The organism is Sphingomonas sediminicola, from assembly GCF_049991885.1.
Classification (GTDB): Bacteria; Pseudomonadota; Alphaproteobacteria; order Sphingomonadales; family Sphingomonadaceae; genus Sphingomicrobium; species Sphingomicrobium sediminicola.
This window is the reverse complement of record NZ_CP178916.1, coordinates 1379109-1392976: the sequence shown is the minus strand read 5'-3', so window position 1 is coordinate 1392976 and position 13868 is coordinate 1379109. Positions and strand designations below refer to the sequence as shown.

The window sequence follows — 13868 nt, the reverse complement described above, 5'->3', positions numbered from 1 at the left end:
CTAGGAGCGCGCGAAATGTCTCGCTTCTCCTTTCAGATTTCCGCCACCGACGGCGCTGCCCGTACCGGCACGATCGCGATGCAGCGCGGCGAGATCAGGACGCCCGCCTTCATGCCGGTCGGGACAGCGGCGACAGTAAAGGCGATGAGGCCACAGGAAGTGCGCGCATCCGGCGCGGACATTATTCTCGGCAACACCTACCATCTGATGCTGCGACCGGGGGCAGAGCGCGTCGCCCGGCTCGGCGGGTTGCATCGGTTCATGGGGTGGGAGCGGCCGATCCTCACCGACAGCGGCGGCTATCAGGTGATGAGTCTGAGCGAGCTGACCAAGGTGAGCGAGGAAGGCGTTTCTTTCGCGAGCCATCTCGACGGGACGCGGCACATGCTTTCGCCGGAGCGCTCGATCGAGGTGCAGCGGCTGCTCGGCTCGGACATCGTGATGGCGTTCGACCAACTCGTGCCTGCCTCCGCGACGCGTGAGGAAGCGGCTGCCGCGATGGAACGCTCGGTGCGCTGGGCGAAGCGCTCGCGCGACGAGTTCGACCGCGGCGGCGAGCATGCAGAGTCCGCCGCCCTCTTCGGAATCCAGCAGGGCGGACTCGATGAACAACTGCGCAAAAGTTCAGCCGATGCGCTGATCGACGTCGGTTTCGATGGATATGCGGTCGGTGGTCTAGCGGTGGGCGAAGGGCACGAGGCGATGTGCGCCTGCCTCGACTATGCCCCGGGCCAGCTTCCGGCAGACAAGCCGCATTACCTGATGGGCGTCGGCAAGCCCGATGACATCGTCGAAGCAGTCCGGCGCGGAATAGATATGTTCGATTGCGTGCTTCCGACGCGGTCGGGACGCACGGGGCAGGCGTTCACCGCGGACGGTCCGCTCAACATCCGCAACGCAAAGTTCGGCGAGGATCAGGACCCGCTCGAGCCCGGCTGTCCATGCCCGACCTGCACCAAGTTCGAGCGGGCGTACGTCCACCATCTAGTACGCTCGGGAGAAATCCTCGGCGCGATGCTCATGACGGAGCATAATCTCTGGTTCTACCAGCGGCTGATGCAGGGCCTTCGTGACGCAATCGCCGAAACGCGATTGTCCGCCTTCGCGGCCGAATTTCTGAAGCGCTATCGAGTCGCGCGCTAGAGCGCGCCGACCGACAGGAAGGACGGCAGGGGCCCGTTCCAGTCAGGCTGGATATCCTCGACCACCGGCGAGCGTTCTTGGCGCTCTTCGGGCAGGTCCCGCTCTTCGGGTCGGGGCCGCTCCGCGCGCTTCGTACGGATCGGCTTCTTCTCGGCAGGCTTCTTATCGCTGGATTTCTTCTCGCTGCGCTTCGACTCTGCCGGGTCCGCCTCTTCCTTCTTCGGTTCATCCGCGCGAGCGAACTTCACGCCAGTCAGCTTCTCGATGGCGGATACCGCCTCGGCGTCCTCTCGAGTCGCCAGCGTGATCGCGATACCCTTCATGCCGGCCCGGCCGGTGCGGCCGATGCGATGAATGTAATCGTCGGGCTGCCAGGGCACGTCGAAGTTGATGACATGACTGACGCCTTTGACATCCAGCCCGCGCGCGGCGACGTCTGACGCGACGAGCACGTTGATCTCGTCATTCTTGAAGCGGTCGAACTCGGCGATGCGGTCTGACTGGTCCATGTCGCCCTGAATCTGGCCCACCGCGAACCCAGAGCGCTTCAGGCTTGTCGCCAGCTCGCGAACGGTCGACTTTCGATTGGAAAAGACAATCGCGTTCTTGAACTCTTCGTGACGAAGGATGTCGCGGAGGACTTCACGTTTCTTGTCGGCGCGAACATTGATCAGGCGCTGTTCGATGTTGACATTCGCTGTAGCGGGTCGAGCAACCTCGATGCGCTTCGGCTCATTGAGGAACTTGGCCGCCAGTTTCTGGATTGGCGGCGGCATGGTCGCTGAGAACAGCAGGGTCTGTCGATTTTTCGGCAGCTTCGAGCAAATTTCCTCGATGTCCGGGATGAAGCCCATATCGAGCATCCGGTCCGCTTCGTCGATGACCAGAAGCTCGCAGCCGTTAAGCAGGATCTTGCCGCGCTGGAACAGGTCCATCAGTCGGCCCGGCGTCGCGATCAGGACGTCGACGCCCTTTTCGAGCGCCTTCACCTGGTCGCCCATCTGAACGCCGCCGATGAGCAGGGCCATCGATAGCTTGTTGTACTTGCCGTACTTCTCGAAATTCTCCGAGACTTGCGCGGCAAGCTCGCGCGTCGGCTCGAGGATTAGTGAGCGCGGCATGAGCGCGCGGCTGCGGCCGTGAGCGAGGATGTCGATCATCGGCAGCACGAAGCTGGCCGTCTTCCCAGTGCCTGTCTGGGCTATGCCGATCAGGTCGCGGCCCATCAGGACCGACGGGATCGCTCCGCGTTGAATCGGTGTCGGTTCCGAATAGCCGCTTTCATCGACGGCGCGGAGCAATTGGTCAGAAAGGCCGAGGTCGGCAAAAGTCATGCAAGATCCGGAAGAAGAGCGATGAGTAGCCGCATTCGTTGCGGCACTTCCCATGAGATTGGGGCTAAGGCGCGCTTTTCAATCTTGTCAAGGAATCAGCGCGGAAACTTCGGCACGAGCCGGCGAAAACGCTCGATACGACAGCTACGGCCGATGCGCGAGTGGATGCCGTCGCGCCGGACGCAAATCTTGCCGTCCTCCGGGGTCAGATAGAAGCCGTTGTAGAAATCGAGCGCCGGGCAATCCTCGGACAATTCGGCCCGGAACCGCCTCCGGTCGAACAGCAGGAAATCGACCGTCTCACGTCCCGAAAGCGCGGCGCCGCGGATGCTGCTCGCATCCAGGCATTTCGGGCCCTTCTTCTCTTCAAATGCGAAGGGCTGAACGGGGCGCGGACGGACGGGGATCCGCATGATCACCTCCTGCTCGACGACGAGCGTGCGCACATGGTCCGACTGCTCGGCGGTTGCGAAGCCGAACATCGCCGGCAGCAGCGAAAGAAAGAACGCGAATGGCATTAAGATAGTTGTATCCCCGGACATGGTCTTGCGGGCAGTCCGTTGAACAATCAATGAATTGTCCGGGTAACGCCCGAGCCGATCTCTCCCCTATCGGCGCTTGCGAAAGCCAAGGGCCATGAGTACAGCGCGGCGACGATTTCAACGGCCCGATGGAAGTGCGCATCTGCGCGCTCGGGCCGGCACCCAGGAGAAACTCGTAAAATGGCGACTGCCGCGCCCACACAGGAATTGCCGCTTTTCTACAATCAGCTCGAAGCTCTGAATGCCGGACAGCATGGAAACATGAAGATCCGCCGGATCGAGAGCGCGCCGGAGATGGGTTCTACCCATGCGGTTCCGGTTACGGTCGATGAGTTCGCGCTTCTGCAGCGCTTCTACCCGATCGTCTTCTCCGTCGGCGGCGAGCCGGTTCCGTTGGCGCTCATGGGCCTCAACGAAGGTGCGAACGCATTCCTGGATTCGACCGGACTTCCGCACGATCCGAGCGTCTACATTCCGGCCTACATGCGCCGCTATCCGTTCCTTCTGGCGCGCCTGCGGCCCGACAGCGACGAGCTGTCGCTGTGCTTCGACCCGACGTCGGGTGCGGTCGGCGAGTTTGCCGAAGGTGAGGCGCTGTTCGACGGTGAGCAGCCGTCCGAAGCCACGAAGGCGGTTCTGCAGTTCTGCGAGCAGTTCGAGACGGCCGGCCAGCGCACTGCGGCCTTCATCCAGGAGCTGAAGAACAGCGACCTTCTCATGGACGGCGAAGTCGCCATCCAGCCCGAAGGCGCTCCGCAGCCGTTCGTCTATCGCGGTTTCCGCATGGTCGACGAAGAGAAGCTGCGCGAGCTTCGCGGTGACGAGCTTCGCAAGATGAACCAGAGCGGCATGCTCGCGCTCATCTACGCGCACCTCTTCTCACTATCGCAGATTCGCGAGGTGTTCGCTCGGCAGGTCGCACAGGGCAAAGGCCCGATCGCCGCTCCGCAGCCGGTTCCAGCCGAGGCGTGAATGACGCGCGGCGGGCCGAATTGAATTCGGCCCCCAGCCTAACCATCTGAAGGACGTTCGCCGCCGCCTGGCCCCCCTCCTTGCGGTGTGCGGACCACGTGCCCAGCGGGTGCGTTTCCTCCCTGAACTGGGCCGCCCCGCCTGCATGGCCGGGGCGGCCCTTTTTATTCGGCGGCTTCGGAGAAGCGGCGGTCCAGCAGGAATTGGCCCAGCCGCATCGCCAGCTCATCAAACAATCGAGCAACCTTTGGAAAGCCAGAGCTTCGCCGCACCGAGTTGGACTGAAGATAACAGCGGCGGTCGATCTCGATTTGCAAGGCGTGAACGGCTCGGCCGGGCGATCCGTGCCGCTGAACGACATGCCCGCCCGCGAAGGGCTGGTTGACCCCGACCCGGAAGCCCATCGAAGTCACGATCTTCACCGCCTCGGACGTCACCCACGGGCCAGCGCTGTGCCCGTAGCGATCGCCAATGATCACCGACGGTCCGCTATCCGGTGAAGGCATGGAATGGCAGTCGAGCAGCAACGCGCAGCCGAACCTGTCGAGCAGGCAATTCAGCTGCTCCTCGATCGCACGATGATATGGGCGATGCGCCTGCGTCAGCCGCTCCTCCAGCTCGTAACGGGGGATCGGCTGCCGCCACAGCGAGCCGTGGGAAGCCGTTCGTCCCGGCACAATTCCGAGTCCGCCGCGGGCGCGGGGGCTAAGCGAGGGAAGAGGCCCGGAGCGGACGACCGTCGGGTCGATCTCGTCTTCGGCTCGATTGCAGTCGATCGCGGCTCGGGGGGTTTGCGCAACAACCGCGCCCACGCCCTTGTTGATCGCGCTCTCGACCAACTCGTCCACCAGTGGATCTTCAAGCCCGGCCAGGGCCGTCTCACCCCCCTTGCTCAGCGAAATCAGCCAGTTCGGATAGTCGCGACCGGCGTGAGGCACCGAAAGAAGCACCGGGACTTCGGCGTTGCACGGATGAATGGCCGGCGGAGATAGCGGCATCGACGTCAATGAATCCTGTCTACGACTGTCGCGTTTCGGGTCAACCGGAACCCATCACGCTGGAAAATCTTAAACGTTCCGAGCATAAGGTCCCGCATGGCGAAAATACTACTGGCAGAAGACGATACGTCGATGCGCGAATATCTGCAGCGCGCGCTGCAGCGTGTCGGGTACGAGGTGTCTGCCGTAGGGTGTGGGACGGAAGCCATGCCGCTCCTCGAAACCGACCATTTCGACCTTCTGCTGACGGATATCGTCATGCCGGAAATGGACGGGATCGAGCTTGCCCAGAAAGCGTCGGCAATCGACCCCGAGATTCGCGTGATGTTCATCACGGGCTTTGCAGCGGTCGCCTTGCAGGGTGGGCGAACGACTCCTGGCGCCAAGCTGCTGTCCAAACCATTTCACCTGAAGGATCTCGTTGCCGAGGTCGACCGGATCTTCCAGACGGAAGATCAGCACGGCCGTCTCTAAGCAGATGTGCTCGGCCGCCTTTAAGCGGCTTTCGCCTCATTCAGGGTAATCCAGGTAGCGGTCGCCGCAGCGACTAGCTGACCGTCCTTGTCGTGCAGCGCGCTTCCCACGCGGTGCTTCCTGCCCTCGCTGTCGATTGGCCAGCCAGTCACGATGAGCGGTTCGCCCGCGTGGACGGCTCGATGAAGCACCGCCGACATCCGTCCCAGCAGAGCCAGGCCCGCCTTGTCCTCGGTCGCAAAGTAACCCGGGCAGTCGAGCGCGGCCCAGAGGAACTCCGGCCGGACCAGTCCGTCTTCGCCGGTCACCGAATCGTCGGGCGTCCAGGTCGCTGCGACACGATTGGCGTGATCGTGGAGCGCGCCCGGGAATATTCGCATGCCGTCGCCGGCTTCACGATCCGGCCCGCAGACGAAGCAGCCCGGGAAGATATGATGCGAATGGCCCGAGAAGCGCGGCTCGGCATCCTGCGCTTCCGTGAGGGTCGGCGGTGGCGGGACGTCTATTTCGACGGGCCCCTTCGCGGCGGTCACCACTATTTGGTCATCTTGCAGGAGGGAGGCCGAGATGCCGTCAGTCTCGAGCGTTAGATCACGGTCCAGGGGAGGCGGCGCCTTCAACGTTACAGTGCAATTGGAGCCACCAAGGGCAGCCGCCACGAGACCCGCCACGTAACCGCCGTTTCCGGTCTTCGGCGGACCCCGGAACCGTCTTTCGATGCGAACCGTGCCCATGGCGGTCATCTCTCATCTCGGCGCTCGCCGCGCAACTGCAAGACACTGTTCGCGAAGGGTTGCGCGGTCCGCCGCCGCTCTCTACATGCCCGCTCCAGAGTGGGCGTGTAGCTCAGTGGTAGAGCACTGTGTTGACATCGCAGGGGTCGCAAGTTCAATCCTTGCCACGCCCACCATTTTTCCCTTCAACACCGTTTTCTGACCGCGCCCCAATGCGCGTCTGAAATGCGTCGGGTTGCGGAACGCGCCGTTGCGCCTGAACGTTCGCAATTCGGCGTATCTCACCAACCGTGTGGAAGGAGAGGGGGCCATGAGCGCGAACGGCCTCGAAGTCTTCGATAAGACACTGGATATCACGCACGTCTGGCTGAAGGAGATCATGGCGGATCTTGGGCCGGATAAGCAGGTCGCCTGGAAGGTGCTCTCAACCGTCCTTCACAAGCTGCGCGACCGGCTTTCGATCAACCTTGCGGCCCATCTGGGGGCCCAGCTGCCGCTGCTGATCCGCGGTGTCTATTACGACCAGTTCGAGCCGGCGAAGATGCCGGCGGTGTGCCGCACCCGCGAGGAGTTCGTGGACGAGGTCGCGGAGTGGCTCAGCGACACTCGACCGGTCGATCCCGAAAAGGCGGTCAACGCGGTCTTCCGGACGTTATCCAGGCATATCTCGCAAGGTCAGGTCGACCACGTGAAACAGGCGCTGCCGAAAGGGCTGAGACAGATGTGGGATGAGGCCGAAGCGATCGTCGTCGAAGCGACCGTCCTCGAGGTGACGCCGGTTATTTAGCGGGCTTGGCCGGTAACGGCTTCCGCTGCTCCAGCAGCCACATCCAAAGCGCCGGGTCGTTGTAGGCGGGCACCCATGACCAGTGATCGGTGTTGGGATAGATGGTCAGGCGAGGCGCTGCTCCGCACTTCTTGAGAGCGTCCACCATTTCAAAGTCCCCGCGCGTGTCGACGGCGTCGTCATGGTCGCCGTGAAATGCCCAGACAGGGACCTCCTTCGCATTGCAGGCCTTCTTGGGGTCTCCGAAGGCTGCCACGGGCGCCAGAGCGGCAAAATGCTCGGGATGGGTTGTGCCCCATTCCCAGGTCGCGATTCCGCCCAAGCTGAGGCCGGTCAGGTAGACCCGCGAAGGATCGACCCTGAGGGTTTTCATCGCATGATCGAGGATCGCTTCGAGCGGCGGAACCGGCCAATATTCACCAATCGTGTCCGACTGTTCGGGTAGCTGCGGCGAAATGACGATGAAGGGGAAGGCAGGGTTCTTCTCCACGAGCATGGGCGGTCCGTGCTTCTTGACGACATTGATGTCGGTCCCGCGCTCGCCCGATCCGTGCAGGAAGATGACCAGCGGCCAGCGGTCCGCTCCGCTCTCATTGTAGCCCTTGGGAATGAACAGCAGGTAGGGGAAGCCGCCTTCTGCGACGGGAGCCTGCACGGTTTGCCCTTCGACGGCCGGCGGCTGGGCAGGTGTCTTTTTCGCATCGACGGCCGAAGGCAGGCTCAATGCAGCCAGAGCAACGGCGACCCAGAAACGCATGCGGCGGCTCCTTCATCAAGAACCGCCGCAGCGTTGCACAGCAATAAGCGAAAGACGATGCCTTAGAGGCAGGCCTCGAGGTACGGTTGGTCGAAGCCGAACTGCTTGGCCTTCTCGAGCGTGTACGGACGTAGGCCCATCGAGCGATATTCGCCTAGGATCTTTCCGTCCGCTGTCTCGTCCAGATACTCGAACTTAAACAGTTCCTGGGTGACGATGACCTCGCCCTCCATGCCGATCACCTCGGTAACGTTGGTCGTGCGGCGTGAACCGTCGCGAAGGCGCTTCACCTGCACGATCAGGTCGACGGAATCCGCGATCTGCCGCGAAATCGCTTCCTTCGGGATCTTGATGTCGCCCATCATGACCATGTTTTCCATACGAGCCAGGCATTCGCGCGGGCTGTTGGAGTGAAGCGTGGCCATCGAGCCGTCGTGACCCGTGTTCATTGCCGCCAGAAGGTCGAAACACTCCTGGCCGCGAATCTCGCCGAGGATGATGCGGTCAGGACGCATACGCAGGGCGTTAATGACGAGGTCGCGAATCGTGATGGCGCCCTGCCCCTCGAGGTTCGGTGGACGTGTCTCAAGCGGAAGCCAGTGCGGCTGCTGAAGACGAAGCTCGGCCGCGTCTTCGATCGTGATCACGCGTTCGCCCGGGTCGATCATCTTCGACAGGGCGTTGAGCATCGTCGTTTTACCGGAACCGGTACCGCCGGAAATGATCACGTTCATCCGCGCTGCGCCAGCGATCTTCAGCACCGTCGCCATCTTCTCGGACATGGAGCCGAAGCCCTTCATCATGTCGAGCGTGATCGGCTTTTCGGAGAACTTACGAATTGAAATGGCGGTGCCGCGAAGCGAAAGCGGCGGAATAATCACGTTGACGCGGCTGCCGTCCTGAAGGCGAGCGTCGGCGAGCGGCGTCGTCTGGTCCACGCGGCGGCCGACCTTGTTCACGATGCGCTGGGCGATCTGGAACAGATGCTCTTCGTCACGGAACTGGATCTGCGCCAGTTCGAGCTTGCCCTTGCGTTCGACGAAGCACTGCTCGGGACCGTTGACCATGATGTCGCTGATGGCCGGGTCGGCCAGGAGCTCCTCGAGCGGGCCGAGGCCGAGCAGTTCGTCGACGAGGACCTTCTCGAGAGCGAACTGCTCGCGGCGGTTGAGGTTGATCTTCAGCTCGGTGAGCACTTCGCTGATGATCGGGCGGAATTCTTCGGCGAGCTCGTCCTTGCTGAGCGTGGCGGCGGCTTCGGGGTCGACGCGCTCGAGCAGGCGCGGAAGAACCTGCTCCTTGATTCGGTGGACGGAGGCTTCGAAGCCCTCAGACCTGCTGCTTGCTGCGTCTCCGCTGGCGTTCTGGCGGCTGTTCAGGCGGTCCATCGCCGCGGTGCCGGCTTCGTTCGGCTCCTGAAGGCCGCCGTCAAGACTGGCGGTCAGGTCGCTGACGGGCGGGAATTGTTCGGCCTCATCCGGGACGGATGGCGCTGCCGCCGCTCCACCGGAGGATTTCATCGGTTTGGCGACACCAAATTGTGGACGACCGTTGCCGCCCGCGCCGCCACGTTTGCCGAATGCGTTCATTCTACCCGTTTCCTGCGGTTCCGCCGAAATCAGGTTTGGTGAATAGGACTCAAACTTTTAGAAAAAGCTAACCGCGTTTAGCTTGTCCGCTTCCGAAGCGGGTCGCGCAATCAGGCGCCTGCACTCTCCGCGAGCACCGTAAGGCCACGCTCGCTGACCTCTGCGAAGCCTCCGGTCACAGCGATCTTCTCCGGCTGGGCGCCCTGAGAGCGATAGACTGACAGGTCGCCGTCACGCAGGGTCGTCATGTAGGGCGCGTGACCAGCAAGAATGCCGGAATCGCCCTCGGTGCCCGGAACGACGACCATGTAGACGTCGTCCGACATGACCAACCTGTCAGGCGTCACGAGTTCGAACTTCAGATCGGCCATTACTTCTTACCCTCAATCGCGGCGTCGAACGCGCCTGCGGCAGCTTCGAACTTGTCGCGGCAGCCCGTGTTGCAGAAGCCGACGACCTTGCCCTTGTAGAGCGTCAGGCTGTCGGAGCTGACCGGCTTCCCCGACCAGGGACACACGTCATTCACGCAATCCTCGAGGCGAAGTTGGTCAGCCAATTCCCCTTAGGCCTCCTGAGCGAGCTTCTCGGCCTTGGCGACCGCCTCGTCGATGCCGCCGACCATGTAGAACGCGGCTTCCGGCAGGTGATCGTACTCGCCGTTCACGACCGCCTTGAACGAGCGGACCGTGTCTTCGACCTGCACGAACTTGCCCGGGATGTTGGTGAACACCTCGGCGACGTGGAACGGCTGCGACAGGAAGCGCTGGATCTTGCGGGCGCGGCTGACGACCAGCTTATCCTCTTCGGAAAGTTCGTCCATGCCGAGGATCGCGATGATGTCCTGCAGCGACTTGTACTTCTGCAGCGTCTCCTGGACCGCACGAGCAACCTCGTAGTGCTCCTGGCCTACGACGGCCGGGGTCAGAACACGGCTGACGGAGTCGAGCGGATCGACGGCCGGGTAGATGCCCAGTTCCGAAATCGCGCGCGACAGCGTCGTGGTGGCGTCAAGGTGGGCGAAGGAGGTGGCCGGCGCCGGGTCGGTCAAGTCGTCGGCCGGAACGTAAATGGCCTGCACCGAAGTGATCGAGCCCTTATTGGTCGACGTGATGCGCTCCTGGAGGGTGCCCATGTCGGTTGCAAGGGTCGGCTGATAACCCACGGCCGAAGGAATACGGCCTAGAAGCGCCGACACTTCCGAACCGGCCTGCGTGAAGCGGAAGATGTTGTCGACGAAGAACAGGACGTCCTGGCCTTCCTGGTCGCGGAAATATTCGGCCTGCGTCAGACCCGATAGAGCGACGCGAGCGCGGGCTCCCGGCGGCTCGTTCATCTGGCCGAACACGAGCGCGACCTTCGATCCTTCAGGCGTCGGGTTGCCATCGGCGTCCTTGGCGATGACGCCCGCGTCGAGGAACTCGTGATAGAGGTCGTTACCTTCGCGGGTGCGCTCGCCGACGCCGGCAAACACGGATACGCCGCCGTGGCCCTTGGCGATGTTGTTGATCAGTTCCTGGATGAGCACGGTCTTGCCGACGCCCGCGCCGCCGAACAGGCCGATCTTGCCGCCCTTCGCGTACGGAGCGAGCAGGTCGATGACCTTGATGCCGGTGACCAGGATGGCAGCTTCGGTCGACTGATCGACGAATGCCGGAGCATCGGCGTGGATCGAGGCGGTCATGTCGCTGCCGATCGGGCCGCGCTCGTCGATCGGCTCGCCGATGACGTTCATGATACGGCCGAGCGTCTTCGGGCCGACGGGAACGCGGATCTGCGAACCGGTCGCCTTGACGGTCTGGCCGCGGGTCAGGCCGTCGGTGGAGTCCATGGCGATCGTGCGAACGACGTTCTCGCCGAGGTGCTGAGCAACCTCGAGGACGAGGCGGTTGCCGCCATTGTCGGTCTCAAGCGCGGCGAGGATCGGCGGAAGCTCACCCTCGAACGCGACGTCGACGACGGCGCCGATCACCTGCGCGACGCGGCCGACGAGGTTGCCGGTCTGCTGCTCGGCAGCTGCACCGGAGCCGGACGCGGGCGCGTCGGCCTTCTTGGCTCGGCTGCGGGGCTTGGTCTCGGGAGCGGCGGTTGCCATGTCTGTCTTCCTTGGCTTCGTGTTCGGTTAGAGCGCTTCTGCGCCGGAGATGATTTCGACGAGCTCGGTCGTGATCGCGGCTTGGCGCTGACGATTGTACTGAATCGACAGGCGGTTGATCATGTCGCCGGCATTGCGGGTCGCATTGTCCATCGCGGTCATCTGCGAGCCGTAGAAACCGGCCTGGTTCTCGAGCAATGCTCGATAGATTTGGATCGCGATATTGCGCGGCAGCAGGTCGGCGAGGATCTCTTCCTCGTCCGGCTCATACTCGACCGCAGCAAGCGACGCCGTGCCAGTGCCTGCGTCGTTGGCGGCGGGCACTGCGACCGGGATGATCTGGTCGACCGTCGGCTCCTGAACGAGCGTCGAGCGGAAATTCGCGTAGGCGAGGTGCACCACGTCGATTCCGTCGGTCGTATAGCGGTCGATCAGGTCTTTCGCGATCGCCTGTGCGTCCGCATAGGTCGGGGCCTTCATTCCGCTCGTATCGTACTGGGCGATGATGCCCTTCGGATAAAAGCGCTGGATGACCGGACGGCCCTTGCGGCCAACGATGTAGAAGAAGACCGTCTTGCCTTGGGCGGCTAGCTCGTCGGCCTTGCGGCGAGCAGCGCGGACGACGTTGCTGTTGAAGGCGCCTGCCAGGCCGCGGTCGCTGGTGGCGACCACGATCAGATGCGTGTCTTCTTTGCCCGTTCCCGCGAGGAGCTTGGGACTCTGCGGGCTACGAGCGACTTTCGACGCGAGCGAGGACACAACACCGTTCATGCGGGTCGAGTAGGGACGGCCGGCCTCGGCGTTCTGCTGCGCACGGCGCAGCTTCGCCGCGGCGACCATCTTCATCGCCTTGGTGATCTTCTGCGTCGACTTCACCGAGCCGATGCGAAGCTTGAGGGCCTTTAGGCTGGCCATCTTATGCGAACGTCTTCCCGAACTCGGTCAGCGCGTCCTTGAGCTTGGCGGCGGTGTCGTCGTCGAGCGCCTTGCTGTCGCGGATCGCCTTGAGGATGTCGGCCTTCTCGTTGCGAAGGTAGCTGAGCATCGCGGCCTCGTAGCGGACGACGTCCTTGGTATCGACCTTGTCGAGGAAGCCCTGCGTGCCCGAGTAGATCGAGGCGACCTGCTCTTCGACCGGCATCGGTGCATATTGTGGCTGCTTCAGCAGCTCGGTCAGGCGGGCGCCGCGAGCGAGAAGCTTCTGCGTCGAGGCGTCGAGGTCCGAGCCGAACTGAGCGAAGGCGGCCATCTCGCGGTACTGCGCGAGCTCCAGCTTGATCGAGCCGGCGACCTTCTTCATCGCCTTGGTCTGCGCGGCCGAGCCGACGCGGCTGACTGAAAGACCGACGTTAATCGCCGGACGGATGCCTTGGTAGAACAGGTCCGTCTCGAGGAAGATCTGGCCGTCGGTGATCGAGATGACGTTGGTCGGAATGTAGGCCGACACGTCGCCTGCCTGCGTCTCGATGATCGGCAGAGCGGTCAGCGAGCCACCGCCGTTGTCGTCATTCATCTTCGCTGCACGCTCGAGCAGGCGGCTGTGGAGATAGAAGACGTCGCCCGGATAGGCTTCGCGGCCCGGCGGGCGGCGGAGCAGGAGCGACATCTGGCGGTAAGCAACCGCCTGCTTGGAAAGGTCGTCGTAAACGATCACGGCATGCATGCCGTTGTCGCGGAAATATTCGCCCATTGCGGCGCCGGTGTAGGGCGCAAGGAACTGCAGCGGAGCAGGCTCGGACGCGGTCGCCGCGACGACGATGGAATATTCCATCGCGCCATTCTCTTCGAGCGCGCGGACGATCTGCGCGACGGTCGAACGCTTCTGACCGATCGCAACGTAGATGCAGTAGAGCTTCTCGCTCTCCTTGCCCGACTTGTTGATTTCCTTCTGGTTGATGAAGGTGTCGAGCGCGACGGCGGTCTTGCCGGTCTGGCGATCGCCGATGATCAGCTCGCGCTGGCCGCGGCCGATCGGAACCAGGGCGTCGAGCGCCTTGAGGCCGGTTTGCACAGGCTCGTGAACCGACTTCCTCGGAATGATGCCCGGAGCCTTCATTTCAACGCGGCGGCGCTCCGCGCCTTCGATCGGGCCCTTGCCGTCGATCGGGTTGCCGAGAGCGTCGACGACGCGGCCAAGCAGGCCCTTGCCGATCGGAACGTCGACGATGGTGCCGGTGCGCTTGGCGGTCGAACCTTCGCGAATGGTGGAGTCCGAACCGAAGATGACGACGCCGACGTTGTCGGCTTCGAGGTTGAGCGCCATGCCTTTGATGCCGCCGTCAAACTCGACCATCTCGCCGGCCTGGACGTTGTCGAGGCCGTGGATGCGGGCGATGCCGTCGCCGACCGACAGCACGGTGCCGACTTCGGATACCTGCGCGTCGGCATCGAAATTCGCGATCTGGTCGCGGATTACGCGGGAAATTTCAGCGGCGCGGATGTCCAT

At 63.1% G+C, this 13868-nt stretch carries 15 protein-coding genes and 1 tRNA gene; 5 read left to right on the top strand and 11 right to left on the bottom strand.

What is annotated here, in order from left to right; genetic code table 11:
- The first annotated feature begins 15 nt into the window (after nt 1-15).
- Nucleotides 16-1143, top strand: coding sequence for a tRNA guanosine(34) transglycosylase Tgt (gene tgt, locus ACMC5O_RS07210; RefSeq protein ID WP_187709340.1), 1128 nt, complete (start codon nt 16-18; stop codon nt 1141-1143).
- On the opposite strand, the gene ACMC5O_RS07205 is transcribed toward tgt, so the two are convergent.
- Both ACMC5O_RS07205 and ACMC5O_RS07200 read right to left on the bottom strand, forming a co-directional pair.
- Nucleotides 1140-2477 (bottom strand): DEAD/DEAH box helicase, encoded by a 1338-nt coding sequence (locus ACMC5O_RS07205; RefSeq protein ID WP_187709341.1) that lies wholly within the window; start codon nt 2475-2477, stop codon nt 1140-1142. The genes tgt and ACMC5O_RS07205 overlap by 4 nt on opposite strands.
- 95 nt (nt 2478-2572) lie before the next feature.
- A complete protein-coding gene (locus tag ACMC5O_RS07200) occupies nt 2573-2995 on the bottom strand; it encodes a hypothetical protein (RefSeq protein ID WP_426692607.1) in 423 nt (140 codons plus the stop codon).
- Nucleotides 2996-3199: 204 nt separating this feature from the next.
- On the opposite strand from ACMC5O_RS07200, the gene ACMC5O_RS07195 reads away from it, so the two are divergent.
- Complete coding sequence (locus tag ACMC5O_RS07195) at nt 3200-3991, top strand: SapC family protein (protein WP_187709343.1); 792 nt, start codon at nt 3200-3202, stop codon at nt 3989-3991.
- 164 nt (nt 3992-4155) lie between these two features.
- On the opposite strand, the gene ACMC5O_RS07190 is transcribed toward ACMC5O_RS07195, so the two are convergent.
- Nucleotides 4156-4989, bottom strand: coding sequence for an N-formylglutamate amidohydrolase (locus ACMC5O_RS07190; protein ID WP_187709344.1), 834 nt, complete (start codon nt 4987-4989; stop codon nt 4156-4158).
- A gap of 96 nt (nt 4990-5085) precedes the next feature.
- Here ACMC5O_RS07190 and cpdR point away from each other — a divergent pair, with 96 nt between their 5' ends.
- On the top strand, nt 5086-5463 hold the full coding sequence (gene cpdR, locus ACMC5O_RS07185; RefSeq protein WP_187709345.1) for a cell cycle two-component system response regulator CpdR: 378 nt from the start codon (nt 5086-5088) through the stop codon (nt 5461-5463).
- A 20-nt stretch (nt 5464-5483) separates the two neighbouring features.
- Here the strand turns inward: cpdR and ACMC5O_RS07180 are convergent, their stop codons facing one another.
- Nucleotides 5484-6206, bottom strand: a complete 723-nt coding sequence (locus ACMC5O_RS07180) for a hypothetical protein (protein WP_246444440.1) — start codon at nt 6204-6206, stop codon at nt 5484-5486.
- A gap of 92 nt (nt 6207-6298) precedes the next feature.
- Between ACMC5O_RS07180 and ACMC5O_RS07175 the strand changes: the two genes are divergently transcribed.
- Together ACMC5O_RS07175 and ACMC5O_RS07170 are read left to right on the top strand one after the other, a co-directional pair.
- Nucleotides 6299-6373 (top strand) — tRNA-Val (locus ACMC5O_RS07175).
- Nucleotides 6374-6507: 134 nt separating this feature from the next.
- Entirely contained in the window at nt 6508-6984 is a 477-nt protein-coding gene (locus tag ACMC5O_RS07170) for a DUF2267 domain-containing protein (RefSeq protein ID WP_426692606.1), read from the top strand.
- Here ACMC5O_RS07170 and ACMC5O_RS07165 read toward each other — a convergent pair.
- The 7 genes from ACMC5O_RS07165 to atpA all read right to left on the bottom strand — a co-directional run bounded on the left by ACMC5O_RS07165 (nt 6977) and on the right by atpA (nt 13868).
- Nucleotides 6977-7741, bottom strand: coding sequence for a prolyl oligopeptidase family serine peptidase (locus ACMC5O_RS07165; RefSeq protein ID WP_187709346.1), 765 nt, complete (start codon nt 7739-7741; stop codon nt 6977-6979). The two genes, ACMC5O_RS07170 and ACMC5O_RS07165, sit on opposite strands and share 8 nt — an antisense overlap.
- Nucleotides 7742-7803: 62 nt before the next feature.
- Nucleotides 7804-9330, bottom strand: coding sequence for a CpaF family protein (locus ACMC5O_RS07160; protein WP_187709347.1), 1527 nt, complete (start codon nt 9328-9330; stop codon nt 7804-7806).
- Between the two features lie 110 nt (nt 9331-9440).
- The gene (locus ACMC5O_RS07155) at nt 9441-9701 is read right to left on the bottom strand and encodes an ATP synthase F1 subunit epsilon (protein WP_187709348.1); all 261 of its coding nucleotides are present in this window, start codon (nt 9699-9701) and stop codon (nt 9441-9443) included.
- Entirely contained in the window at nt 9701-9886 is a 186-nt protein-coding gene (locus ACMC5O_RS07150; RefSeq protein WP_187709349.1) for a glutathione S-transferase, read from the bottom strand. Before ACMC5O_RS07150 ends, ACMC5O_RS07155 begins: the two co-directional genes overlap by 1 nt.
- A gap of 6 nt (nt 9887-9892) precedes the next feature.
- Nucleotides 9893-11422 (bottom strand): F0F1 ATP synthase subunit beta, encoded by a 1530-nt coding sequence (gene atpD, locus ACMC5O_RS07145; RefSeq protein ID WP_187709350.1) that lies wholly within the window; start codon nt 11420-11422, stop codon nt 9893-9895.
- Between the two features lie 27 nt (nt 11423-11449).
- Complete coding sequence (locus ACMC5O_RS07140) at nt 11450-12337, bottom strand: F0F1 ATP synthase subunit gamma (protein WP_187709351.1); 888 nt, start codon at nt 12335-12337, stop codon at nt 11450-11452.
- A gap of 1 nt (nt 12338) precedes the next feature.
- Nucleotides 12339-13868, bottom strand: a complete 1530-nt coding sequence (gene atpA / locus ACMC5O_RS07135; RefSeq protein ID WP_187709352.1) for a F0F1 ATP synthase subunit alpha — start codon at nt 13866-13868, stop codon at nt 12339-12341.

What these genes read in the sequence shown, in the direction of transcription:
- atpD (WP_187709350.1), bottom strand. Translation starts at nt 11,422, where the DNA reads ATGGCAACCGCCGCTCCCGAGACCAAGCCCCGCAGCCGAGCCAAGAAG.
- atpA (WP_187709352.1), bottom strand. Translation starts at nt 13,868, where the DNA reads ATGGACATCCGCGCCGCTGAAATTTCCCGCGTAATCCGCGACCAGATC.
- ACMC5O_RS07200 (WP_426692607.1), bottom strand. Translation starts at nt 2,995, where the DNA reads ATGCCATTCGCGTTCTTTCTTTCGCTGCTGCCGGCGATGTTCGGCTTC.
- ACMC5O_RS07170 (WP_426692606.1), top strand. Translation starts at nt 6,508, where the DNA reads ATGAGCGCGAACGGCCTCGAAGTCTTCGATAAGACACTGGATATCACG.
- ACMC5O_RS07155 (WP_187709348.1), bottom strand. Translation starts at nt 9,701, where the DNA reads ATGGCCGATCTGAAGTTCGAACTCGTGACGCCTGACAGGTTGGTCATG.
- cpdR (WP_187709345.1), top strand. Translation starts at nt 5,086, where the DNA reads ATGGCGAAAATACTACTGGCAGAAGACGATACGTCGATGCGCGAATAT.
- ACMC5O_RS07195 (WP_187709343.1), top strand. Translation starts at nt 3,200, where the DNA reads ATGGCGACTGCCGCGCCCACACAGGAATTGCCGCTTTTCTACAATCAG.
- ACMC5O_RS07165 (WP_187709346.1), bottom strand. Translation starts at nt 7,741, where the DNA reads ATGCGTTTCTGGGTCGCCGTTGCTCTGGCTGCATTGAGCCTGCCTTCG.
- tgt (WP_187709340.1), top strand. Translation starts at nt 16, where the DNA reads ATGTCTCGCTTCTCCTTTCAGATTTCCGCCACCGACGGCGCTGCCCGT.
- ACMC5O_RS07180 (WP_246444440.1), bottom strand. Translation starts at nt 6,206, where the DNA reads ATGACCGCCATGGGCACGGTTCGCATCGAAAGACGGTTCCGGGGTCCG.
- ACMC5O_RS07190 (WP_187709344.1), bottom strand. Translation starts at nt 4,989, where the DNA reads ATGCCGCTATCTCCGCCGGCCATTCATCCGTGCAACGCCGAAGTCCCG.
- ACMC5O_RS07160 (WP_187709347.1), bottom strand. Translation starts at nt 9,330, where the DNA reads ATGAACGCATTCGGCAAACGTGGCGGCGCGGGCGGCAACGGTCGTCCA.
- ACMC5O_RS07205 (WP_187709341.1), bottom strand. Translation starts at nt 2,477, where the DNA reads ATGACTTTTGCCGACCTCGGCCTTTCTGACCAATTGCTCCGCGCCGTC.
- ACMC5O_RS07140 (WP_187709351.1), bottom strand. Translation starts at nt 12,337, where the DNA reads ATGGCCAGCCTAAAGGCCCTCAAGCTTCGCATCGGCTCGGTGAAGTCG.